The sequence below is a fragment of the Streptomyces sp. NPDC052064 genome, from assembly GCF_055585925.1.
This window is the reverse complement of record NZ_JBVJJE010000009.1, coordinates 252,087-272,834: the sequence shown is the minus strand read 5'-3', so window position 1 is coordinate 272,834 and position 20,748 is coordinate 252,087. Positions and strand designations below refer to the sequence as shown.

At 70.1% G+C, this 20,748-nt stretch carries 18 protein-coding genes; 7 read left to right on the top strand and 11 right to left on the bottom strand.

Annotated elements, in window-relative coordinates; translation table 11 throughout:
- Positions 1-37 precede the first annotated feature (37 nt).
- Positions 38-535 carry a MarR family transcriptional regulator TamR gene (gene tamR, locus ACZ6TU_RS25465; protein ID WP_059416014.1) on the top strand — a complete coding sequence of 166 codons (498 nt, stop codon included), beginning with the start codon at positions 38-40 and terminating at the stop codon, positions 533-535.
- On the opposite strand, the gene ACZ6TU_RS25460 is transcribed toward tamR, so the two are convergent.
- Positions 494-1,261, bottom strand: coding sequence for a LuxR C-terminal-related transcriptional regulator (locus ACZ6TU_RS25460; RefSeq protein ID WP_467673289.1), 768 nt, complete (start codon positions 1,259-1,261; stop codon positions 494-496). The genes tamR and ACZ6TU_RS25460 overlap by 42 nt on opposite strands.
- 305 nt (positions 1,262-1,566) lie before the next feature.
- Here ACZ6TU_RS25460 and ACZ6TU_RS25455 point away from each other — a divergent pair, with 305 nt between their 5' ends.
- The 3 genes from ACZ6TU_RS25455 (at position 1,567) to ACZ6TU_RS25445 (ending at position 3,774) form a co-directional block, all read left to right on the top strand.
- Positions 1,567-2,025, top strand: coding sequence for a GNAT family N-acetyltransferase (locus ACZ6TU_RS25455; RefSeq protein WP_467673287.1), 459 nt, complete (start codon positions 1,567-1,569; stop codon positions 2,023-2,025).
- 82 nt (positions 2,026-2,107) lie between these two features.
- Positions 2,108-2,764, top strand: a complete 657-nt coding sequence (locus ACZ6TU_RS25450; RefSeq protein ID WP_467673285.1) for a hypothetical protein — start codon at positions 2,108-2,110, stop codon at positions 2,762-2,764.
- Entirely contained in the window at positions 2,752-3,774 is a 1,023-nt protein-coding gene (locus ACZ6TU_RS25445) for a hypothetical protein (RefSeq protein ID WP_467673283.1), read from the top strand. The genes ACZ6TU_RS25450 and ACZ6TU_RS25445 overlap by 13 nt, the downstream gene beginning before the upstream one ends.
- A gap of 59 nt (positions 3,775-3,833) precedes the next feature.
- Here the strand turns inward: ACZ6TU_RS25445 and galK are convergent, their stop codons facing one another.
- Genes galK through galT form a run of 3 tightly spaced genes read right to left on the bottom strand, consistent with a single transcriptional unit; the run spans position 3,834 to position 7,058 of the window.
- The gene (galK, locus tag ACZ6TU_RS25440; RefSeq protein WP_467673281.1) at positions 3,834-5,009 is read right to left on the bottom strand and encodes a galactokinase; all 1,176 of its coding nucleotides are present in this window, start codon (positions 5,007-5,009) and stop codon (positions 3,834-3,836) included.
- 28 nt (positions 5,010-5,037) lie between these two features.
- Positions 5,038-6,000, bottom strand: a complete 963-nt coding sequence (gene galE, locus ACZ6TU_RS25435; RefSeq protein WP_467673279.1) for a UDP-glucose 4-epimerase GalE — start codon at positions 5,998-6,000, stop codon at positions 5,038-5,040.
- Positions 5,997-7,058: a galactose-1-phosphate uridylyltransferase gene (galT, locus tag ACZ6TU_RS25430; protein WP_469551244.1), complete on the bottom strand. Its 1,062-nt coding sequence runs from the start codon at positions 7,056-7,058 to the stop codon at positions 5,997-5,999. Before galT ends, galE begins: the two co-directional genes overlap by 4 nt.
- 164 nt (positions 7,059-7,222) lie before the next feature.
- Between galT and ACZ6TU_RS25425 the strand changes: the two genes are divergently transcribed.
- Positions 7,223-8,902, top strand: a complete 1,680-nt coding sequence (locus tag ACZ6TU_RS25425) for a sodium:solute symporter family protein (RefSeq protein ID WP_467673275.1) — start codon at positions 7,223-7,225, stop codon at positions 8,900-8,902.
- Between the two features lie 18 nt (positions 8,903-8,920).
- Positions 8,921-9,238: a hypothetical protein gene (locus ACZ6TU_RS25420; protein ID WP_469551241.1), complete on the top strand. Its 318-nt coding sequence runs from the start codon at positions 8,921-8,923 to the stop codon at positions 9,236-9,238.
- 71 nt (positions 9,239-9,309) lie between these two features.
- Here ACZ6TU_RS25420 and ACZ6TU_RS25415 read toward each other — a convergent pair whose 3' ends face one another.
- Both ACZ6TU_RS25415 and ACZ6TU_RS25410 read right to left on the bottom strand, forming a co-directional pair.
- Positions 9,310-9,708: a peptidase inhibitor family I36 protein gene (locus tag ACZ6TU_RS25415; protein WP_469551238.1), complete on the bottom strand. Its 399-nt coding sequence runs from the start codon at positions 9,706-9,708 to the stop codon at positions 9,310-9,312.
- 129 nt (positions 9,709-9,837) lie between these two features.
- The gene (locus tag ACZ6TU_RS25410) at positions 9,838-10,836 is read right to left on the bottom strand and encodes an ArsR/SmtB family transcription factor (RefSeq protein ID WP_469551236.1); all 999 of its coding nucleotides are present in this window, start codon (positions 10,834-10,836) and stop codon (positions 9,838-9,840) included.
- Positions 10,837-11,037: 201 nt separating this feature from the next.
- Between ACZ6TU_RS25410 and ACZ6TU_RS25405 the strand changes: the two genes are divergently transcribed.
- Positions 11,038-12,675 (top strand): helix-turn-helix domain-containing protein, encoded by a 1,638-nt coding sequence (locus ACZ6TU_RS25405; protein ID WP_469551232.1) that lies wholly within the window; start codon positions 11,038-11,040, stop codon positions 12,673-12,675.
- A 25-nt stretch (positions 12,676-12,700) separates the two neighbouring features.
- Here the strand turns inward: ACZ6TU_RS25405 and ACZ6TU_RS25400 are convergent, their stop codons facing one another.
- The 5 genes from ACZ6TU_RS25400 to ACZ6TU_RS25380 all read right to left on the bottom strand — a co-directional run bounded on the left by ACZ6TU_RS25400 (position 12,701) and on the right by ACZ6TU_RS25380 (position 20,711).
- Positions 12,701-13,417, bottom strand: coding sequence for a helix-turn-helix transcriptional regulator (locus tag ACZ6TU_RS25400; RefSeq protein WP_469551229.1), 717 nt, complete (start codon positions 13,415-13,417; stop codon positions 12,701-12,703).
- Positions 13,418-13,656: 239 nt separating this feature from the next.
- The gene (locus ACZ6TU_RS25395) at positions 13,657-15,546 is read right to left on the bottom strand and encodes an outer membrane protein assembly factor BamB family protein (protein WP_467673261.1); all 1,890 of its coding nucleotides are present in this window, start codon (positions 15,544-15,546) and stop codon (positions 13,657-13,659) included.
- A 64-nt stretch (positions 15,547-15,610) separates the two neighbouring features.
- Positions 15,611-17,398, bottom strand: a complete 1,788-nt coding sequence (locus tag ACZ6TU_RS25390; RefSeq protein WP_467673259.1) for an outer membrane protein assembly factor BamB family protein — start codon at positions 17,396-17,398, stop codon at positions 15,611-15,613.
- A gap of 192 nt (positions 17,399-17,590) precedes the next feature.
- The gene (locus tag ACZ6TU_RS25385; RefSeq protein ID WP_467673257.1) at positions 17,591-19,399 is read right to left on the bottom strand and encodes an ABC-F family ATP-binding cassette domain-containing protein; all 1,809 of its coding nucleotides are present in this window, start codon (positions 19,397-19,399) and stop codon (positions 17,591-17,593) included.
- Between the two features lie 70 nt (positions 19,400-19,469).
- On the bottom strand, positions 19,470-20,711 hold the full coding sequence (locus ACZ6TU_RS25380; protein WP_467673255.1) for a hypothetical protein: 1,242 nt from the start codon (positions 20,709-20,711) through the stop codon (positions 19,470-19,472).
- Between the last annotated feature and the right edge of the window lie 37 nt (positions 20,712-20,748).

Sequence of the window (20,748 nt, the reverse complement as noted above, 5' to 3'; positions counted from 1 at the left end):
GAGACTCTACGTCGACACAACCACTACACTGATCGCCATGGAGGACGAGGTCGACCGGCTGGTCGCAGCATGGCGCCGGGAGCGCCCGGACCTCGACGTCGAACCGCTCGAGGTGCTCAGCCGCGTGAGCAGACTGGCCCGGCATCTGGACCGGGCACGTCGGCTGGCCTTCTCGGAGCACGGCCTGGAGCCGTGGGAGTTCGACGTCCTGACGGCGCTGCGCCGCGCGGGCACGCCGTACCAGCTCTCGCCGGGACAGCTCCTCACCCAGACCCTGGTCACGTCGGGCACGATGACGAACCGCATCGACCGCCTGGCGAAGAAGGGCCTGGTGGAACGCCTCCCCGACCCCAGCGACCGCCGAGGCGTCCTGGTCCGGCTGACGGACGAGGGCAGGGACCGCGCGGACCAGGCCCTGGCGGGCCTGCTGGACCAGGAGCGCGCGATCCTCGCGGAGCTCACCCGGGCCCAGCGCGGCGAGCTGGCGGGGCTGCTACGCCAGCTGACCGCCCCGTTCGACAACATCCCCGGCTAGGTCGGCGGGTCCGACTCCGGCCCGCCGGGCGAGGGCGACGGCGGCGAGCGTGGAGTGCACTCCCAGCTTGCCCAGCACGTTCTGCATGTGCGTACGCACGGTGTGCGGCGACAGATAGAGGCGCTCGGCGACGGCCTTGCGCCCCAGGCCCGCCACCATGCACCGCAGCACTTCCCGCTCACGCGGAGTGAGGGACTCGACGAGCCGCTCGCTCTCGGTGCGGTGCTTGCGGGCGGCGGTCAGCTCGCGCAGGACGCCGGTCAGCAGAGCCGGCGGCAGATGCGTCTCGTCCCGCAGCACGCCCCGGATGACGGTGAGCAGCCGGGACAGCGAGCAGTCCTTGGCGACCCACCCGGAGGCCCCGGCCTGGAGGGCCAGGGCGGCCCGGCGCGGATCGTCCTTCTCGGCGAGCACGACGATCCGTACGTTCGGCTGCGCGGACCGCACCCCCGTGACGAGGGAGATCCCGTCGACGAGCCCGTCCTCGTTGGCCTCCTGCACGGGTACGGCCGGGCGGGCCCCCGGCACCTTGCCGCCCAGATCGGCGTCGACGAGCAGCACGTCGAACCGCCGCCCCTCGGCGACCGCCCGCTCCAGACTGCGCAGCGCGGCGGGGCCGCTGCCGGCCGCGGAGACGTCGACATCGGGCTCGGCGGCAAGGGCCGCCGCGAGTGACTCGGCGAAGATGCGATGGTCGTCGACGACCAGGACTCGGATGTGAACCACGTAACCCCCTTCCCCAGGCTCCTGAAGAGCAGGGGATACCCCATCGTCGGAAGATGACACCGCGCGGGTACGACACCGGGGTGCCCGGGTCTGCTGCAACTGTCCGTCCGTCCTCGCAGCAGCCTGGCCGGGTCGCAGCAGCCGCACGGCCGCCGCCGTGCAGAAACCGCTACCCCCACCCCGGGCGTCGTACCCGGCTGTCTCGCCCCCTGATCGGCACCGGCCCCCACCGGTGCTGTTCATCAGCGTACGGCCGGGGGCCCGGAGGGGAAGGTTATTTGCAGAACTGACTGTCCTGCGCGTTTATGGTGTGCCGCATGTTCCGTCTTGAGACAGAAGTCGACAAGGCCCGACGTGATCTGCTCCGCACACGCCTGCGGGAAACGAACACAGCCGCCTCTCCGGTACTGCGCGCCCTGCGCGGAACGCCGGGCGAAAGGGACGTCCCGTTGCACGTGTGGGCTGTGAACGACACGGCCGGCGACCTGGCGGGCGGCCTCGTCGGCTACACCTGGGCGACCTGGCTCCACGTCACATACCTGTGGGTCGACGAACGCCACCGCGGCGCGGGCCTCGGGGCCGGGCTGCTTCGGGAGGCGGAACGCATCGCCTCCGAGGAGCGGGGGTGCCGCGCGGCCCGCCTGGAGACGTGGGAATTCCAGGCGCCGCGGTTCTACGAGAAGCAGGGGTACGAGGTGGTGTGCGTGGTGCCGGACTATCCGCCGGGGATCACGGAGTACACGCTGACGAAGCGGCTGAGCTGAGGACCTCGTCGTCGGCGCGGTTCGGCCCGCAGATAGCGTTTGGTTCGCTTGACTTGTCCCCCCACCTCAACGGGAGCACACAGTGAACCGCCCTGCTCGGCTCGTGACAGCCGCGCTCACCGCATCCGCAGCCCTGCTGCTGACCGCCTGCGGCTCGGGGGGAGGTGACGGGGCGTCGTCCGACAAGATCGCCGGTGCGGATTCGGCCGATTCGCCATCGGCCTCGCCGTCGGTGTCCGCGACGGCGGACGGGATCGATCGGCCGGAGATCAAGCTGCCTTCGGATATGAAGCTGGTCTTCGAGGGACAGCAGACGGGCGACGCCACGAAGGACACGATCCTGGCGGACAACGAAAGAACCGTCAGCACGGTGTGGCAGGCCATGGCGTACGGGGACATGAAGAAGTCGGGCATGGCCTTCTACTACACGGACAACGCCCTGACCGGCGTCTACCAGTACGCCAAGGACAACATCGCCAGGAAGACCAGCTGGGCCGGCACCCTGCGCTACTTCGACCGCCAGGTGACGCTGTTCGACAAGAAGTCGGCGGCTCTGACGTACTGCGTCGACGAGAGCAAGGCAGACCTCAAGAACCGCGAGACGAACAAGCTGCAAGGCACCAAGACCACGCCCAACAGCTACGTCTTCTACAACCTCGGCCTGAAGAAGAACGAGGACGGAGTGTGGCAGACCTGGGATCTCACCGAGGACCGGGGGTCGCAGAAGTGCCAGCCCTGACGCGGTGTGTGGGAGTGGTGGCGCTCGCCACCACGCTGGTCGGCCTCGGGACGCTCCCGGCTGCGGCCGGGGGATTCGACAACAGCGGCTCCCAGCAGAAGAAGACATCCGGCGGCTCATCCGGCCCGGCCCTGGAATCCCGAGTCAGCATCAAGGTCAAGGGCACCAAGGCGAAGGACAGCGGTCCGATCACCTCCACCGCCGTGGACTGGAAGCCGCCGGCCTGCTGGTACGAGCCGTACTGGAAGGCCGAGGACTTCAAGAACTTCAACGAGGCCAAGTGGTCCATGTACGAGTCCGCCGGCGGCGAACCCGAGGGCATCGCCGACCTCAAGGCGCGTTACAAGGAAGGTCACCCCTACAAGGACTTCAACGTCGACAAGAACGACGAGGGCATGTGGTGGGTGGCCGCCAGGAACCCGGAGATGAAGGACGACCCGGCGGCCAAGGCCTGCACGCGTGATCCCTTCTGGGTGGACAACGGCGAAAACCCCGACGTCCCGCAGGCCATCGACACCGAGACCCTCGCCGGTCTCGCTCACCAGCGGACCGTCGTACCCCCGACCAAGATCTCCCTGGCGCCGAACGGCAAGTCGACGGTGAACGCTCCCACCTGGATCTGGCTGGGCAAGGGCACCTTCAAGCCGGTTTCCGTCACGGCGAGTCTGCCCGGTACCGGGCTGTGGGCGACCACGACCGCCAAGCCCGTGAGCCTGCACATCGATCCGGGGACGGAGGACGCGGAGAGCCTTCCGGCGTCCGGCGAGTGCGTGATCAACGACGACGGGTCGATCGGAGAGCCGTACACCAGGGGCAAGGCGGAGCTGACGCCTCCGTGCGGGGTGCGGTACCTGCGGTCGTCGGGCGACGACTCCTACGCCCTCGAGGCGACTCTCACCTGGGAGATCAGCTGGGAAGGCTCTGGCGGTACCGGCGGCGACCTGCCCGACGGCACGTTCGCCACCACCACCGAGGTGCCGGTCCAGGAGTACCAGGCTGTCAACCGCTGACGTCGCGGAGAATGACCGGGCGCCCTTCCTCTCCGAGGTGAGGGCGCCCTCTCGGTCCGTCAGCGCAGACGCCGGGCCCCCGCCGACGGCACCGCCTCGAACACGCGTGGTGCTGTGAAGCCCGCCGCGGCGAAGGCTTCCTGGACCGCCTTGGTGATCGCGTCCACGTCGGCCTCCTCCGCGAGGACGATCGCCGAGCCGCCGAAGCCGCCGCCGGTCATGCGGGCGCCCAGGGCGCCGGAGGACAGGGCCGTGTCGACGACCAGGTCCAGTTCGGGGCAGGAGATGCGGAAGTCGTCGCGCAGGGACGCGTGGCCCTCGACCAGGACCGGGCCGATCGCGCGCGTGTCACCCGACTCCAGCAAGGACACCACCCGTTCGACGCGCTCGTTCTCCGTGACGATGTGGCGGACCAGGCGGCGGACCTCCTCCTCGTCGCCGAGGCGGGCCAGGGCCGCGTCCAGTTCCGCGTACGGCACGTCCCGCAGGGCGTCTACGGCGAGCAGCGCCGCGCCCTTCTCACAGCCCGCGCGGCGCTTGCCGTACTCGCCCTCGCTGTGGGAGTGCTTGACCTGGGTGTCGACCACGAGGAGGCGCATGCCCTCGGCCGCCAGGTCGAAGGGGATCTGCCGCTGGGAAAGGTCGCGGGTGTCGAGGAACAGGGCGTGGCCCTCCTCGCAGCACGCCGACGCCGTCTGGTCCATGATGCCGACCGGGGCGCCGACGTAGACGTTCTCCGCTCGCTGGCACAGGCGGGCCAGTTGCCAGCCCCGGAGGTTCAGGGAGAACAGGTCGTTCAGGGCCAGCGCCACGACCACTTCCAGCGCTGCCGACGACGACAGGCCCGCGCCCGACGGGACCGTGGAGGACAGGTGGATGTCCGCACCCGTCACCGCGTGGCCGGCCTCGCGCAGCGCCCACACCACACCCGCCGGGTACGCCGTCCAGTTCTTGTCCGACTCGGGGGACAGGTCGTCCAGGCGGAGTTCGGTCACCCCGCCTTCGACGTCCGCCGAGTGGAGGCGGAGCACGCCGTCCTCGCGGCGTGAGACCGCTGCCACCGCCTTGTGCGGCAGGGCGAACGGCATGACGAAGCCGTCGTTGTAGTCGGTGTGCTCGCCGATGAGGTTGACGCGGCCCGGCGCCGCCCACACGCCGTGCGGCTCGGCGTCGTAAAGCTCCGTGAACCGTTCGGCGACCGCTCCGGCGACCGTGTCGGCAACAGCCTCGCTCATGCCCTGACCCCTGACCCTTCGTTCTGTTCTAGTTGCCGCGCCGCTGCGCGAAGTCCCACGCGTCCGCGACGATGCCGTCGAGGTCCGCGCGGGACGGGTTCCAGCCCAGCTTCTCGCGGGCCGTGGCGGCCGATGCCACCAGGACCGCCGGATCGCCGCCCCGGCGGGGGGCCACGACCTCGGGGATCGGGTGGCCCGTCACGCGGCGGACCGTCTCGATGACCTCGCGGACGGAGAAGCCGTTGCCGTTGCCGAGGTTGCAGATCAGGTGCTCGCCGCTGGTGGCGGCGTCCAGTGCCAGCAGGTGGGCCTCGGCCAGGTCCGCCACGTGGATGTAGTCGCGCACGCAGGTGCCGTCCGGCGTCGGGTAGTCGTCGCCGAAGACGGAGATCGCATCGCGCTTGCCCTGCGCGACCTGGAGCACGAGCGGGATCAGGTGGGACTCGGGGTCGTGGCGCTCGCCGTGCTCGCCGTACGCGCCCGCGACGTTGAAGTAGCGCAGCGAGACCGCGCCCAGCCCGTGGGCCGCCGCCTCGCCGGTGATCATGTGGTCGACGGCGAGCTTCGAGGCGCCGTACGGGTTGGTCGGGGAGGTGGGCGCCGACTCGACGATCGGGACCTGCTCCGGCTCGCCGTAGGTCGCCGCCGTGGAGGAGAAGACGAGCTTGCGGACGCCCGCCTCGCGCATCGCCGCCAGCAGGGCCATGGTGCCGCCGACGTTGTTGTCCCAGTACTTCTCCGGCTTTACGACCGACTCGCCGACCTGCGAGAACGCGGCGAAGTGCAGGACACCGTCGAACGAGGAGTCCAGCCACTTGGCGGCGTCGCGGATGTCGCCCTCCACGAACGTCGCCCCGGCGGGGACGCCCTCGCGGAATCCGGTCGAGAGGTTGTCGAGGACGACGACCTCGTGACCGGCCTCCAGCAGGTGCTGGGCGACCACGCTGCCCACGTAACCCGCGCCGCCCGTCACCAGGTACTTCCCGCTCATGAACTCGCTACCTCTCGCAGTCGCTCGGCCGCGCGCTCCGGCGGCACGTCGTTGATGAACACGTTCATGCCGGACTCGGAACCCGCGAGAAACTTCAGCTTGCCGGAAGTGCGGCGGATGGTGAAAAGCTCGAGGTGAAGCGCGAAGTCCTCACGCACGACCCCGTCGAACTCCTCCAGCGCGCCGAACGGGGCCTGGTGCCAGCCCGCGATGTACGGGGTCGGAGGCTCGCCCTCACCGAAGATCCGGTCGAAGCGCCTCAACAGTTCCAGATAAACCTTGGGGAACTCTGTGCGCGCGGCCTCGTCCAGCCCGAGCAGGTCGGGCACGCGGCGCTTGGGGTAGAGGTGGATCTCGTACGGCCAGTGCGCCGCGTACGGCACGAAGGCCACCCAGTGTTCACCCTCCAGGACGACCCGCTCGTCGGCGAGTTCACGCTCCAGGACGGCGTCGAAGAGGTTCTCCCCGCCCGTCATCTCCTTGTGGGCCGCGACCGAGCGGAGCATCGTCGCGGTGCGCGGGGTGGTGAAGGGGTAGGCGTAGATCTGCCCGTGCGGGTGCTGGAGGGTCACGCCGATCTCGGCACCCCGGTTCTCGAAGCAGAACACCTGCTCGACGGAGGGGAGATGGGACAGCTCCGACGTACGGTCCGTCCATGCCTCCAGCACCAGGCCGGCCTGTTCCTCACCGAGGTCGGCGAAGGCGGCGTTGTGGTCGGAGGTGAAGCAGACGACCTCACAGCGGCCCGAGTCGCCGGCCAGCGAGGGGAAGCGGTTCTCGAACACGACGACGTCGTACGACGAGTCCGGGATCTCGCTCAGCCGGTCGCCCTCGGAGGGGCACAGGGGGCACTCGTCGGCCGGCGGATGGTAGGTGCGGCCCTGGCGGTGCGAGGCGACGGCGACGGAGTCGCCGAGCAGGGGGTCGCGGCGGATCTCGGACGTGGTGACGGTGCGGTCCAGCGGGCGGCGGTCGGCCGCGTCCCGCACGCTGTCGTCACGCAGGTCGTAGTAGATGAGCTCGCGACCGTCGGCCAGCCGGGTCGAGGTCTTCTTCACGCCGCACTCCTCATCCTTCAAACATAACCCAACACACCAAAACACGGCTCCCCCCAATTGTCAACATCACAATCAAACAAAGGACATCAACAGACGTGTTCAATCGCTGAAGACGGAGGCGTAGATTCCGCGAGGTATCGGTTCACGCAACGAAGCGAGGGCTCATGCATCCCCCCACGAACCTGGCAGCCGAGCTGCGACTCCCCACGAACTGGCTCGACTACACGATCCTCGGCATCTACTTCGTCGTCGTCCTCGGCATCGGCTTCGCCGCCCGCCGCTCGGTGAAGACCAGCCTCGACTTCTTCCTCTCCGGCCGTTCCCTGCCCGCCTGGGTCACCGGCCTCGCGTTCATCGCGGCCAACCTGGGCGCCACCGAGATCCTCGGCATGGCCGCCAACAGCGCGCAGTACGGCGTGTACACCACGCACTGGTACTGGATCGGCGCCATCCCGGCCATGGTCTTCCTCGGCCTGGTGATGATGCCCTTCTACTACGGCTCCAAGGTCCGCTCGGTCCCGGAGTTCCTGCTGCTGCGCTTCGACAAGGCGGCGCACCTGCTCAGCTCGGGCCTCTTCGCCTGCGCCGCCATCCTCATCGCCGGCGTCAACCTCTACGCCCTGGCCATCGTCGTCGAGGCGCTGCTGGGCTGGCCGCAGTGGGTGGCGATCGTGGTCGCCGGCTTCTTCGTGCTCGCCTACATCACCCTCGGCGGCCTGTCCTCGGCGATCTACAACGAGGTCCTCCAGTTCTTCGTCATCCTCGCCGCGCTCATCCCCATCTCGGTCCTCGGCCTGAAGAAGGTGGGCGGCTGGGACGGCCTGTCCGACTCCCTCACCGAGTCCCGCGGCGCCGACTTCATGACCTCGTGGGGCGGAACCGGCATCGGCAGCGACAACCCGCTGGGCGCCAACTGGCTGACGATCGTCCTCGGCCTCGGGTTCGTGCTCTCCTTCGGCTACTGGACGACGAACTTCGCCGAGGTGCAGCGGGCCCTGTCCGCGAAGAACCTCTCGGCGGCCCAGCGGACCCCGCTGATCGCCGCGTTCCCGAAGATCTTCATCGTGTTCCTGGTGATGATCCCGGGTCTGGTCGCCGCCGTGCTGGTCCCGAAGATCGGTACCGCCGGCTCCGACCTCCAGTACAACGACGCGATTCCCTACCTGATGGAGCAACTCCTGCCGAACGGCGTGCTGGGCATCGCCGTGACGGGGCTGCTCGCGGCCTTCATGGCGGGCATGGCGGCGAACGTGTCGTCGTTCAACACGGTGTTCACGACCGACATCTGGGCGAAGTACGTCGTGAAGGGGCGGGAGGACACGTACTACGTACGCTTCGGCCGCCTGATCACCGCGATCGGCGTCCTGGCCTCCATCGGCACGGCGTTCCTGGCGTCGTCCTTCTCCAACATCATGAGCTACCTCCAGACGCTGTTCTCCTTCTTCAACGTGCCGATGTTCGTGGTCTTCATCATCGGCATGTTCTGGAAGCGGGCGTCCATGAAGTCGGGCTTCTGGGGGCTGGTCGCGGGCACGACGGCGGCGATGGTGAACTACTTCTGGATCTACAAGCAGGGCATCATCGACATCCCCTCCGACCAGGGCGCGAACTTCGTCTCGGCGATCGCGGGCTTCGTCGCGGGCGCGGTCGTCATGGTGGCGGTGTCGCTCTTCACCGCGCCGAAGCCGGCCGAGGAACTCCAGGGGCTGGTCTACGGCACGACCTCGCCCGGCATGGCGGAGCCGCCGGCCCCCGGGGACGAGGCCTGGTACCGCAAGCCGGCACTGCTGGGCTGGGGCGCGGTGATCCTGGCCGCCGCCTGCTACATCCCGTTCTCGTTCTGACCGAGGGAGGATTGACAGATGTCCGAGTTCTACTCCGAGAAGGACGTGCAGCGGGAAGTCACCGAGCTGCAGGGCAAGTCGGCGACGGCTGCGCGGTTGTTCGACATCCGGCGGATCATCGGCGGGCTGTTCGTGGTCTACGGGGTCATCGTCACGATCGCGGGGTTCACGGCGTCCGACGCCGACATCGACAAGGCGGAGGGCGTCAACATCAACCTGTGGACCGGGCTGGGGATGCTCGCGCTCGGGGTGTTCTTCCTGGTGTGGCTGAAGCTGAGGCCGGTGGCTCCGCCGCCGCAGGATGTTGTGCCCGGGGAGGAGAAGCCGCCCGAATAACGCGCGTTCGCGCACGCGAGGCGCCCGCCGGGTTTCTGACCGGCGGGCGCCTGCTGGATGGGGCGGGGTGTCTAGGCCTTCACCCACTTGTGGGACCTCAGCTTGACGCTCGACCCGTCGCTCTGGGTGTTCCCGCACCAGCCCCTCTTGGCCGACGCATAGTAGGACGCGTAATTCTTCTGGTAATAGAAGCGCACCATTTCAAGGTTGCCGGGGTCTTCGGTGCCGTTGTTGCAGATGGACCTCACCCTGCCGTGGAACTGAATGCTCCCGGTGTGCCAGTCGGGGTCGTCGCCCAGCCACTTCTGCATGGGGCCTTCGCCGTTGCGGCCCTCATAGACGCAGACGTACCCGCGCGGGCAGTCGTCGTAGGGAGCCGCGGGGCCGACATCGGCTCCCGCGCCGCTCGCCGCGCCCAGGGTGAGGGCGACGGACGCGCCGAGCGCGGTGAGAACGGAACGTGTGCGCATGGGTCCTCCTTGTTTCGCGATCCGGCCCGCTGAGTGGCAGGCCTGTCGTGGTCACGGCACCCACGCTGCCTGTCCGCCTCCCCACGCCCCATGGCCTTGCGTCACAACGCACAGGCTTGACGTCGCAGGTCAGGGCATGGGACCGGCGCCGTGGACGAGGGCGGTGCCGAGTGTGGTGCGGGTGTGCAGGACGCTGGTGCCGGTGCGTTCGGTGGTGACCAGGGCGGCGCGGCGCAGGACGGCGGCGTGGCGGCTCGCGGTGGAGGGCGAGGTGTTCAGGCAGGCGGCGAGAGAGGTCGTGGTGTGCGGGGTGTCCAGACAGCGCAGGGCGACGGCGCGGGTGGGGCCCAGCAGCTCGTCCAGGGCCGTCGGCGACAGGTGGGCGGAGTTGTCGGGGAGCCAGAGCTCGCCTCGTGCCACGGGGTAGACCAGAACGGGCTGGAGAGCGGGGTCGGCGAGCGTGATGGGCAGGTGGTGGGCGTAGAGGCTGGGGATGACGGTCAGGCCGCGGCCGTCGAGACGCAGATCGCGGTCGACGGGGTAGTCGGCCTCCAGGACCGGCGGCCTCCAGCGCAGGGTGGGGCCGAGGCGGGCGAGGAGCGCTTCGCTGCCGTCGTCGAGCAGACGCCGGGCCCGGCCCTGCAGGTCCGTCCCGACCAGGGCGGCCCGCACCTCCGCGTGCGGGGCGAGAACGACCTGGTGGTAGCGGCGTAACGCCGCGCCCAGGCGCCGCAGGGCGGGCGGGCGGCCGTGGGCGAGGTCGTCCAGCCAGGCCGCGGGCCGGGCCTGTCCTGCGGCCAGGCGGGAGATGTCGCCGTGCAGTCTGCGTGTGCCCGTCGACAGCACCGCGTCGATCCCCGTCTCGAGATCCGCCGCCGGCCCGGTGGTGGCCGGGGTCAGAAAGTCCGGGAAGTACCCGGTGGGCGGCACCAGTGAGGTCAGCAACCCCACCTCCGCCCCCATCCTCTGCGCGGCCAGCTGCATGCGGGTGCGCCGCGCCCATGCGGTGAAAAAGAAGAAGGGCCGGGCCAGTTGGTGCAGGCTCACCACCGTCTCCCACAGCGGATCCGCCCGCCGCGCCAGCCGTATCCGTCCCAGATCCGCGGAAGTGAAGTGAATGCGAAGCACGCGTCCCCCGGTGTGATGCCGTGCGATGTCGCCGATGCCCCCGACTGTGCCGCTCCGCCTCGCCGCGCGGCCAGGAAGTCCGCGTCCCGACTCGGCGCGGGACGGGTGTCACCGCGTTGACCTGTTGTGACGCAGACGCGTGGGGACGGACCTGGAATGCTGGGGCGGGAGTCGGATGGAGCCGTCACGGGGGTGGAGGGCTTGCGGGAGGCTGAAGGGGTCCGGGAGCTGGCCGCGGTACTGGCGGGGCTCAAGGGGCGCAGCGGGCTCAGCTATCAGGAACTGGGGCAGCGGGTCTTCACGAGCCGTTCCACCCTGCACCGGTACTGCACCGGGAAGGCGGTCCCGGGCGACTACGGCCTTGTCGTCCGGATCGCCACGGAGTGCGGGGCCGACGCGGCGGAGCTGAACGAACTGCTGCGCTGCTGGAAGGCGGCAACGGGCCAGGGGTCGGACCAGGAGTCGGGCCAGAGGCAGGACGCCGGCCCATCGGCCCGCGCCGCCCCACCTCCCGCCGACCCGTCGGCGAAGCGGCGACGGCATCCCCTGGGCCTGCGCCTGGTCCTGGCCGTCGTCGTGGCTCTCGTCGTTCTCGCCACGGCCGTCGCGAGCGCTCCCCGGGAGACGGGGACGGCGGCCGCCCCGCCTCCGCCCGAGGTGACGGGTTGGGCGCAGACGCCGTCGCCGGTCGATCCGCGGCTGTTCGGCGTGACGATGAACAGCTTCAGCGGGGCTATGCCGTCCTTCCGGGTGGGCGCGTTACGGCTGTGGGACAGCGAGACCCGCTGGGCCCAAGTGGAGCCCCTGCGCGGGAAGTTCGACTGGTCCACCCTCGACCGGCTGCTCGACGCTGCCGAACGGCAGGGCCTGCCCACGCTGTTCGTCTTCGGCGCCACGCCCGCCTGGGCCGCCCCCGACGCCCGCAAGGCCGCCTACCCGGAGGGCGCCCGGGCGGCACCACCGGACGACCTGGACGACTGGGATGCCTTCGTACGGGCCCTCGTACGGCACGCGGGCGACCGGATCGACGCATACGAGCTGTGGGTGATGGCCAACCACCCCCACCACTACAACGGCAGTGTGAAGACGCTCGTCGAGATGACGCGCCGCGCGAGCCGCATCATCCGGGAGCGCGACAGGGACGCGGTCGTGGTCTGCCCGTCCATGACCGAGCTGTGGAAGGAGGAGTCGCACGAGTACCTGCTGGGGTTCGCCGCACTGGGCGGCTACCAGCACTGCGACGCGGCGGGGATCAAGCTCTACCAGCAGCGGGTCACGGACCCGCCGGAGACCATGCTGGAGGCGGTGCGGAAGGTCGACCGCACCTTCCAGCGGGCGGGCTACCACCTGCCGCTGTGGAACACGGGCACGACACAGACGCTGCAGCTGAACGACCCGCTGGACGAGGACCTGGCGGCCGACTACGCCGTCCGCTTCTATCTGACGGGTCTGTACGCGCGCAAGGTCCAGCGGATGTACTTCTACGCCTGGGGCCACGGCAGCATCCCCCTCGTCCTCCAGGCCGAGGGGGAGCCGCCCACCAAGGCAGGCCTGTACGTCGGCCGCCTGCAGCAGTGGCTGGCCCACGCCTCGGTCCGCTCCTGCGGGCACGGCCTGGAGATCGCCCTGCCCGAGAACGTCTGGCAGTGCGAGTTCCGCATCCCCGACGCATACGGCGTCCCCCGCACCGCCCGCATCCGCTGGACCTACACCGGCACGGCCGACGTCCCCGTGGGCGCCGGAGCACGACGCGTCCAGCATCTCGACGGCACCACCCGCACGGTCGACGCCCGGGACACCGTGCGGCTCACGGGACGACCGGTGCTGATCCGGTACTGATCCGTACTGGCCCTGTACGGCTGCTCTACGCCTCCGGCCCCGTCCCCGTCTCCGGCCTCTCCGACACCGTCCGGCCCAGCGGCCCCGCCCGGTCCAGCAACCCCGTCCGAGCCGCCAGCGCCGCCGCCTCCAACCGGGAACCCACCCCCAGTTTCATCAGCACCCGCTGGACGTGCGTCCGGGCCGTCGACGGCGCGATGCCCATGCCCGCCGCGATGAGGCGGGTGTCCTCGCCGTCGGCGACGCGGAGCAGGACCTCGACCTCCCTCGGGGTCAGCATCTGGAGCAACCGCTGGCCCTCGTCGTCCGGTTGGGCCGCCGGGTTGAGCAACTCGCTGAACGCGCCTTGCAGCAGCTGCGGTGCCACGGCCGCCTCCCCGGCCCGGGCCTTCATGATCGCCCGCTCGACACCCTCTATGCGCTCGTCGTGACGTACGTACCCCGACGCCCCCGCGGCGAAGGCGGCCGCGATGCCCCGCGGGCTCGGTACCGGTCCCAGGACCAGGACCGCGACCTGCGGCCGCTCGCGCTTGATCCGCACCACGGGGTCGAAGATCCCCGGTTCCGCCGGCGTGGCCGTCCCCAGCAGGCACACCTCCGGCGCCCGCGTGATCACCAGCTCCGCCGCCCCCGCGGCCGGCGCCGTCGCGGCCAGCACCCGGTGGCCCCGCAGCTTCAACGCCGAGGCCAGCGCCTCCGCCAGCAGTCGGTGGTCGTCGACCACCATCAGCCGCACTCCCATCGAGCAACCCCCCAGTCACCCCGGTCCCCCAGATGGAAGCCCCCCGGCTCCCCCGCCTTCATGCCCCCGGAAGCTACACGCTTGTTCGACGTTGCGCTCCCCCTACCCGCGAGAATCGCCCCGGATCGCCGAAATTCCTCTCATTCGAGGTTGACTGAGCCAAACGCGAACGGTCCCGCCCCTGAGCAGGGACGGGACCGTACCGGCACCGAGTCGATCACCAAGCGGCCATCGATCGATCAGCTCGTACCGAAGCCGACCGCCAGGTACTCCTTCTCGCGCGTGCTGCCGCTCCGCTTGCTGGCGTACACCTTGGACATGAACAGGTGCCCGTCGCCGTACAGCAACTCGGAGTACTCCGGCGACATGCCGGCCTCCACGTCGCGCACCGAGTCCGTCGCCGGGTTCTCCAGCAGCTTCGTCTGCTTGAAGCTGCCCCCGTCGATGCTCACGATCTGCCCGCCCTTGTCGTACGGCGGCCGCTTGTAGGCGATCAGGTTGCCGCCGTCCATGCGCAGCGGTGAGATCGTGTAGCCGTCGCCCGCGTCGGCCCGCTGCCCGGTCTGCTTGCCGGTGGCGAGGTCGAAGGCGACGATCTCGTTGGTCTGGCTGTACTCGCCGCTGCCGTCGTGCTCCTCGGTCGGCAGGTACAGCCGGTCGTTGCCGACGGCCAGCAGGTTGCAGTACTCGATGCGGGTGACGCCCTCGCAACGGGCCGCGAACTGCTCGCCCGGCGCGGAGATGCGCGTGCGCAGTTCGCCGGTCTTGTTGTCGATGGAGAAGAAGTCGGAGATGCCGCTGCCGTCGCCCGCGGAGTCGCCGACGTCGGCGGCCACGACGAGCGGGTTGGTCGACACGATGCTCGCGTACTCGATGCCCTGGGACATCTTGTACTCCGAGATCACCTTCCCGGACTTCGGGTCGATGGTCTGGATGTGCAGCTGACGCTGTCCGTACGTACCGCACTTGCGCACCGCGACCAGCTTCTCGCCGCCGCCGTACCCGGCGTCGTAGCAGGAGTCGGTCGGCTTCGGGCTCCACAGGAGCTTGCCGGAGACGTCGAAGGCGCCGCCGCCGCTGGTGCTGCCGACGGCGACGGTGTTGCCGCTGATCGTGACGTTGTCGAAGCTGATCAGCTGGTCACCGGTCTTGATGGTCTTGGTCCACAGCCTCTTGCCGGCGTCGAGATCGATCACGGCGACCTGGCTGCACCCGTGCGACGGGTCGGCCTTGGTCGGCATCGCGGGCTGGTAGAGGATCGCCGTCTTGTTGTCGTCGGTGACGTGGCGGCTTGCCTGGCAGACCGGTCCGTCCAGCGGGATCGTCCACTGCTTGCCGCCCTTGTCGCGGTCGTAACCGACGATCTCGGCGACGCCGCTCTTGGCGTACGTCTTGTCGGTGAGCCACGAGCCGGAGACGACGACCGTGCTGTCGTTCTTCACCTCGGGCATCGGGACCTGGAAGAGGACCTTGGCGCTGGGGTCGGCCGGGGCCTTCTCCTTGCCGCCGGAGCTGGTGCCGCCGTTGTTGTCGTCCGTGCCGCCGGTGCCGCCGGTGCCGCCGGTGGAGCCGGCGGTGTCGTCCTTCTTGCCGTCGTCCTTGGACGTGGAATACCAGACGCCGCCGGCGACGATCAGGGCGATCGCCGCGACCGCGGCCACGATGATGGCCAGCTGCGCGTTGAACTTCCCGCCCCCGCCCGGCTGTCCGGGCTGCGGCTGGAGCGGCATGGTCGGCTGCGGATACCCGTAACCGGGCTGCCCGTACCCCGGCTGTCCCGGCTGCCCGTAAGGCGCCTGCGGCGGCTGCCCGTACGGCCCCGGCTGCTGGCCGGGATAGCCGTAGCCGGGCGGAGGCTGCTGCGGCTGGGGCGCCTGCGGAGCGCCCTGCGGATAGCCGTACCCGGGCTGCGGCTGCTGCGCGGGCGGCGGGGGCGGCGTCTGCGGGGCCGCAGGCGGTGGCGACTGCGGAGGCGTCTGCGGAGCCTGCGGATAGCCGTATCCCGGCTGCGGGGCCTTGCCGAGGTTCGGCCCACCCGCGGGCGGGCCCTGCGGGGGCTGGTCCTGGGGCGGCCCGAAGCCTCCCCCGGGCGGGGGCTGCTGGGGCGGCGGCGGAGGCGGCTGGGTCATGGCGTGAGTACCTCGGGTAAGGGGACGGACGACGAAGAAGAAGGCGATCCGAAGGGGGGAAGAGTCACTTGCCGTAGGCGAGCATCAACTTCTCCTTCGTGTCGTCGTTTCCGCTCAGCCGCGTGCTCGAGATGTAGAAGCGCCCGTCGACCCAGTCGGTGTCCTTGGAGAAGAAACCGTTCTCGATGTCCGCGGCGCCCTGCGGGTTCTGGAGCAGCTTGACCGGCTTGTGGCCGCTGCCGCCGGTCGGGATGGACACGACCTGGCCGCCCGCGTCGTACGACGGCTGCACATAGGCGATGAGCTTGCCGCCCTCGACCTTCATGGGCAGCATCGACTCGTCGGCCGGGGATTTCACCCGCCACTTCTCCTTGCCGTCGGCGAGGTTGACCGCGACGATCTCGTTGGCGCCGGTGGTCGCCTCCGTCGGGAGGTAGAGCGTGGTGTCGTCGACGGCGACTCCCTGGCAGCCCTGGAGGTCGCGCTCGAGGATGGCCCAGCCGCACTCGGGAGCGAAGTCCTCGTCGAAGCCGACCTGCGAGCGGAACTTGCCGCCCGAGGTGAAGGTGGAGATGTTCCAGGCCTTCTTGTCCTCGTGGGTGCTGTAGACGACCAGCGGGCTGACCGAGTAGGTACGCGCGACCCGCCAGCCCTTGTCGAACGGCTGGGTCCACTTGGCGTCGCCGGTGCGCGGGTCGAGCTCCTGGACCTCGTCGTGCTCCTTCGACGTGCCGGCACCGCAGGAGGAGACGGCGATCAGCTTCTCGCCGCCGGCGAACGCGGAGGGGAAGCAGGCGGCGCCGTACTTCTTCTTGTCGAAGAGCTTGTCGCCGCTGGTGACGTCGTAGGCCGTGCCGGACTGGGAGCGGCCCACCATCAGCGTCTTGCCGGTGATGGACAGTTCGACGGAGAGCGTGGAGTCGAACAGGGCGCCGTCGGCGATCTCCTGCTTCCAGCCCTTGTCGCCGGTGTTGAGGTCGATCTCCTGGAGCTGGTTGCACTTGGCGCGGTCGCTGCTGCCGCTCATGTACGCGACGAAGATCTTGTCGTCGGACGTCTTCTGCGGGGTCGTCGCGCAGATCTTCTGCGGGAAGGTGATCGCGTCCCAGGTGGGCTTGCCGTCACCGACGTTGTAGGCGAAGAGCTGCTTGTACGCCGCCTTCACCGCGGTCTTGTCGGTGATCCACATGCCGGGGGCGTCGGCGCCGGAACCGGGCGCGTCGGGCGCCTCCTTGTACCAGAGGACCTTCGCCTCACCGGCCTGGCGGCCCTCGTTGAGGTTCTCCGGATCCTCGCCGCCGTCGCCGCTGCCGTCACCGGGGTTGACCGGGGCGGAGGAGACGGGCTTGCCGTCGTCGGTCGGCTGGGCGACCGGCTTCTTCTCGCCTTTGCCGTCGTCGCCGGTGACCGCCCAGACGGTGGCGCCGGCCACGAGCAGCACGGCCACGGCGGCGCCGATGATCAGGGCGGGCTTGCCCTTGAAGGGGTTGCCCGAGCCGCCCCCGGGCGGAGTGCCGGGCGCGCCGGGGTACTGCGGCTGCTGCGGGTAGCCGTAGCCGGGCTGGCCGTACGGCCCCGGCTGCTGCGGCTGGCCGTAGGGGCCCGGCTGCTGCGGCTGGCCGTAGGGTCCGGAGTTGTACGGTCCCGGCTGCCCGTACGGCCCGGGCTGCTGCGGGGGCTGCTGGGGATAGCCGTATCCAGGCTGCGGCGGCCCCTGCGGGGGCGGTGGCGTCTGGGGCGGTCCCTGGGGCGGCGGCGGGGTCTGCGGTGCCCCGAAGCCACCGCCCTGCGGCGGCTGGTTCTGCGGTGCTCCGAAGCCACCGTGCGGTGGCTGATTGGGCGGCTGAGTCATCAGCGGCTCCCCCGTTCGATCACTGATTTTTAGCCACGCCCTGAGGTACTCGATGGGCTCAGAGTCGCTTCATGAAGTTCTAAGACGGCTCTTTCTATCACCCGGTGCCGACAGCACACCGGGCCGTGTCATCCCCTGTTCCCAAGGGAGGACCGGCCCGTGATGCCGTCGTTATGCGCCTTCACGCACCCTTCACGCGTCCTCGGCGAGTTCCAGCCACCGCAGTTCCAGCTCCTCGCGCTGGCCGGCCAACTCGCGCAGTTCGGCGTCCAGTCCGGCCACCTTCGAGAAGTCCGTAGCGTTTTCGGCGATCTGGGCGTGCAGCTTGGTCTCCTTCTCGGAGACCTTGTCGAGCTGCCGCTCGATCTTCTGGAGTTCCTTCTTGGCGGCTCGCTGGTCGGCGGCGCTCTTCTCGGGGGCGGTGGTCCGCGGCGCCGCGGCGGGTGCCGAGGCGGCCGCGGCCTCCTCCATGCGCTGCCGCCGCTCCAGGTACTCGTCGATGCCGCGCGGCAGCATCCGCAGAGTGCCGTCGCCGAGCAGGGCGAACACCCGGTCGGTGGTGCGCTCGATGAAGAACCGGTCGTGGGAGATGACGATCATCGAGCCGGGCCAGCCGTCGAGGACGTCCTCCAGCTGCGTCAGCGTCTCGATGTCGAGGTCGTTGGTGGGCTCGTCGAGGAAGAGGACGTTGGGCTCGTCCATGAGGAGCCGCAGCAGCTGGAGCCGGCGCCGCTCACCGCCGGACAGGTCCCCGACCGGCGTCCACTGCTTCTCCTTGGTGAAGCCGAACGTCTCGCACAGCTGCCCGGCGGTCATCTCGCGCCCCTTGCCCAGGTCGACGCGCTCGCGCACCTGCTGCACGGCCTCCAGCACCCGTGTGGCCGGGTCGAGTTCGGCGACCTCCTGGGAGAGGTAGGCCAGCTTGACGGTCTTGCCGACGCGGATGCGCCCGCCCACGGGCTGGGCCTCGCCGTCGGTCCGGGCCGCCTCGGCCATGGCCCGCAGCAGGGACGTCTTCCCGGCGCCGTTGACGCCGACGAGACCGATCCGGTCCCCCGGCCCGAGCTGCCAGGTGACGTGCTTGAGGAGGACCTTGGGACCGGCCTGGACGGTGATGTCCTCCAGGTCGAACACGGTCTTGCCGAGCCGCGTGGACGCGAACCGCATCAGTTCGCTGCTGTCCCGGGGCGGCGGTACGTCCTTGATGAGCTCGTTGGCGGCCTCGACGCGGAAGCGCGGCTTGGACGTACGGGCGGGTGCGCCGCGCCGCAGCCAGGCCAGCTCCTTGCGGACGAGGTTCTGCCGCTTGACCTCCTCGGTGGCGGCGATGCGCTCGCGCTCGGCACGGGCGAAGACGTAGTCGGAGTAGCCGCCCTCGTACTCGTAGACGTCTCCGCGCTGGACGTCCCACATGCGCGTGCACACCTGGTCCAGGAACCAGCGGTCGTGGGTCACGCAGACGAGCGCGGACCGGCGGTTCTGGAGGTGCCGGGCGAGCCAGGCGATGCCCTCGACGTCGAGGTGGTTGGTGGGCTCGTCGAGGACGAGCAGGTCCTGCTCCTCGATGAGCAGCTTGGCGAGCGCGATGCGGCGCCGCTCACCGCCGGACAGCGGCCCGATCACGGTGTCGAGCCCCTTGGGGAACCCCGGCAGGTCGAGCCCTCCGAACAGGCCGGTCAGGACGTCCCTGACCTTGGCGACGCCCGCCCACTCGTGGTCGGCCATGTCGCCGATGACCTCGTGGCGGACGGTGGCCTCCGGGTCGAGGGAGTCGTGCTGCGTGAGCACCCCGATGCGCAGCCCGCCGGAGTGCGTGACGCGCCCGGTGTCGGCCTCCTCCAGTCTGGCGAGCATCCGGATCAGCGTGGTCTTGCCGTCGCCGTTGCGGCCGACGACGCCGATGCGTTCCCCTTCGGAGACGCCGAGGGAGACGCCGTCGAGCAGGGCGCGGGTGCCGTACACCTTGCTGACGTTCTCGACATTGACCAGGTTGACGGCCATTTCTCTCCTGACAGGGGGGACGATCGACCCTCCAGGGTAGTCGGGCGGGGCGGTGCTCCGTCCGAGGTCGTCAGGAGCCCCCGCCGGTCTCCTGGCGGCGCTGGTACCGCCACACGTCCAGCAGCCTCTCGTCGAACGGCAGCTCCGCGTCGACGGGGCCGATCCGGTGTTTGGCCTCCACACAGCGCGGGTCGTCGCGGTAGGCCAGCCCGGACACGGCACAGATGCGGATCGGCTGCCGCTCGTCATGGGTGAGCACGACCAGCGCGTCCCCGACCTCGGGCTCGCGCCCCCGGTAGTGGGCGAGCCAGCGGCACGCCGCCTCTCGTACGCCAGAGTCCTCGTCGCGGGCCAGGGTGAGTACGGCGGTGAGGCTCTCGGGGCTGACCGGGGACCGGTCGTCCTCGGAGTGCCCCAGGGCGTCCGTCACCAGGGCGCGCACCCTGGGGTCCGGGTGGGCGAGGTGCGACAGGCCGACGGCCTCGATCTCCGGGGCGCTGTCGTGGGTCATCGCCTGGAGGATGACCGCCAGCACTTCCGGGTCCTCCTCCTGTTCGGCCCAGGGCACGAGCTCCCTCCCCCGCTCCCAGAACGGTGCGCGTCCCTTGACCATGTCTCCGATGATCAGCGACAGCAGCAGGTCGGCGGCGAGGAGGCGGTGCAGCCGGTCGGGGTGGTTGAGCAGGTCCCTGCTCCACTGCCAGGTCTCCTCGTCGACCCGGCGGCCGAGCGTGAACACCACGTCCGACCAGACGACGTGGTCCCGGTCGGGGTGGGCGAGGGCACGCGCGACGAGTTCGTCGAACGGGGTACGGACGCCGTAGCGGGCCTCCATGCTGGTGAGGACCGCCCGGTGCTCGTCGCGTACGGTCAGCCCGCCGAGCGTGAGCTGCTCACACCACCAGCCGACCTCGTCGTCCTCGACCCGGACCCGCTCGACGGGCCCGGTGAGACCGGTGAGCCGGCGCATCTCCGCCTCCACGCCCGCCTCGGTCCAGCGCCGGGCGCGGGCCAGCATCTCGTAGCGTTCCGGCGCCGGCAGCGGCACCCGGTGGCAGGCGAGCAGGTAGGTCAGATGGTGTGACCCGCCGTCCACCGCCCGCAGCAGCGGGGTGCTCCCGTCGGGCAGCCGGCGCAAGGGGGTGGCGCCGGCCTCCAGAAGCGCTTCCGTGACGGGTTCGTCATAGGCCGCCACGGCCCGGCACAGGACCGGGACGCCGTCGTCGAGGGTCTCGGGGTCGGCCCCGGACTCCAGCAGTGCCCGGACCTCGTCCGCGTCTCCGTGTCGTACGGCAGCGACCAGTTCTTCCACGCCTGCGCCCCCATGGTCGACAACAACCGGGGAGCCT

Coding starts and splice junctions, on each gene's coding strand:
- galE (WP_467673279.1), bottom strand. CDS start 6,000: ATGAGCGGGAAGTACCTGGTGACGGGCGGCGCGGGTTACGTGGGCAGC.
- galK (WP_467673281.1), bottom strand. CDS start 5,009: ATGAGCGAGGCTGTTGCCGACACGGTCGCCGGAGCGGTCGCCGAACGG.
- ACZ6TU_RS25395 (WP_467673261.1), bottom strand. CDS start 15,546: ATGACCCAGCCGCCTCCGCCGCCGCCCCAGCAGCCCCCGCCCGGGGGA.
- tamR (WP_059416014.1), top strand. CDS start 38: ATGGAGGACGAGGTCGACCGGCTGGTCGCAGCATGGCGCCGGGAGCGC.
- ACZ6TU_RS25420 (WP_469551241.1), top strand. CDS start 8,921: ATGTCCGAGTTCTACTCCGAGAAGGACGTGCAGCGGGAAGTCACCGAG.
- ACZ6TU_RS25390 (WP_467673259.1), bottom strand. CDS start 17,398: ATGACTCAGCCGCCCAATCAGCCACCGCACGGTGGCTTCGGAGCACCG.
- ACZ6TU_RS25455 (WP_467673287.1), top strand. CDS start 1,567: ATGGTGTGCCGCATGTTCCGTCTTGAGACAGAAGTCGACAAGGCCCGA.
- ACZ6TU_RS25385 (WP_467673257.1), bottom strand. CDS start 19,399: ATGGCCGTCAACCTGGTCAATGTCGAGAACGTCAGCAAGGTGTACGGC.
- ACZ6TU_RS25415 (WP_469551238.1), bottom strand. CDS start 9,708: ATGCGCACACGTTCCGTTCTCACCGCGCTCGGCGCGTCCGTCGCCCTC.
- ACZ6TU_RS25400 (WP_469551229.1), bottom strand. CDS start 13,417: ATGGGAGTGCGGCTGATGGTGGTCGACGACCACCGACTGCTGGCGGAG.
- ACZ6TU_RS25425 (WP_467673275.1), top strand. CDS start 7,223: ATGCATCCCCCCACGAACCTGGCAGCCGAGCTGCGACTCCCCACGAAC.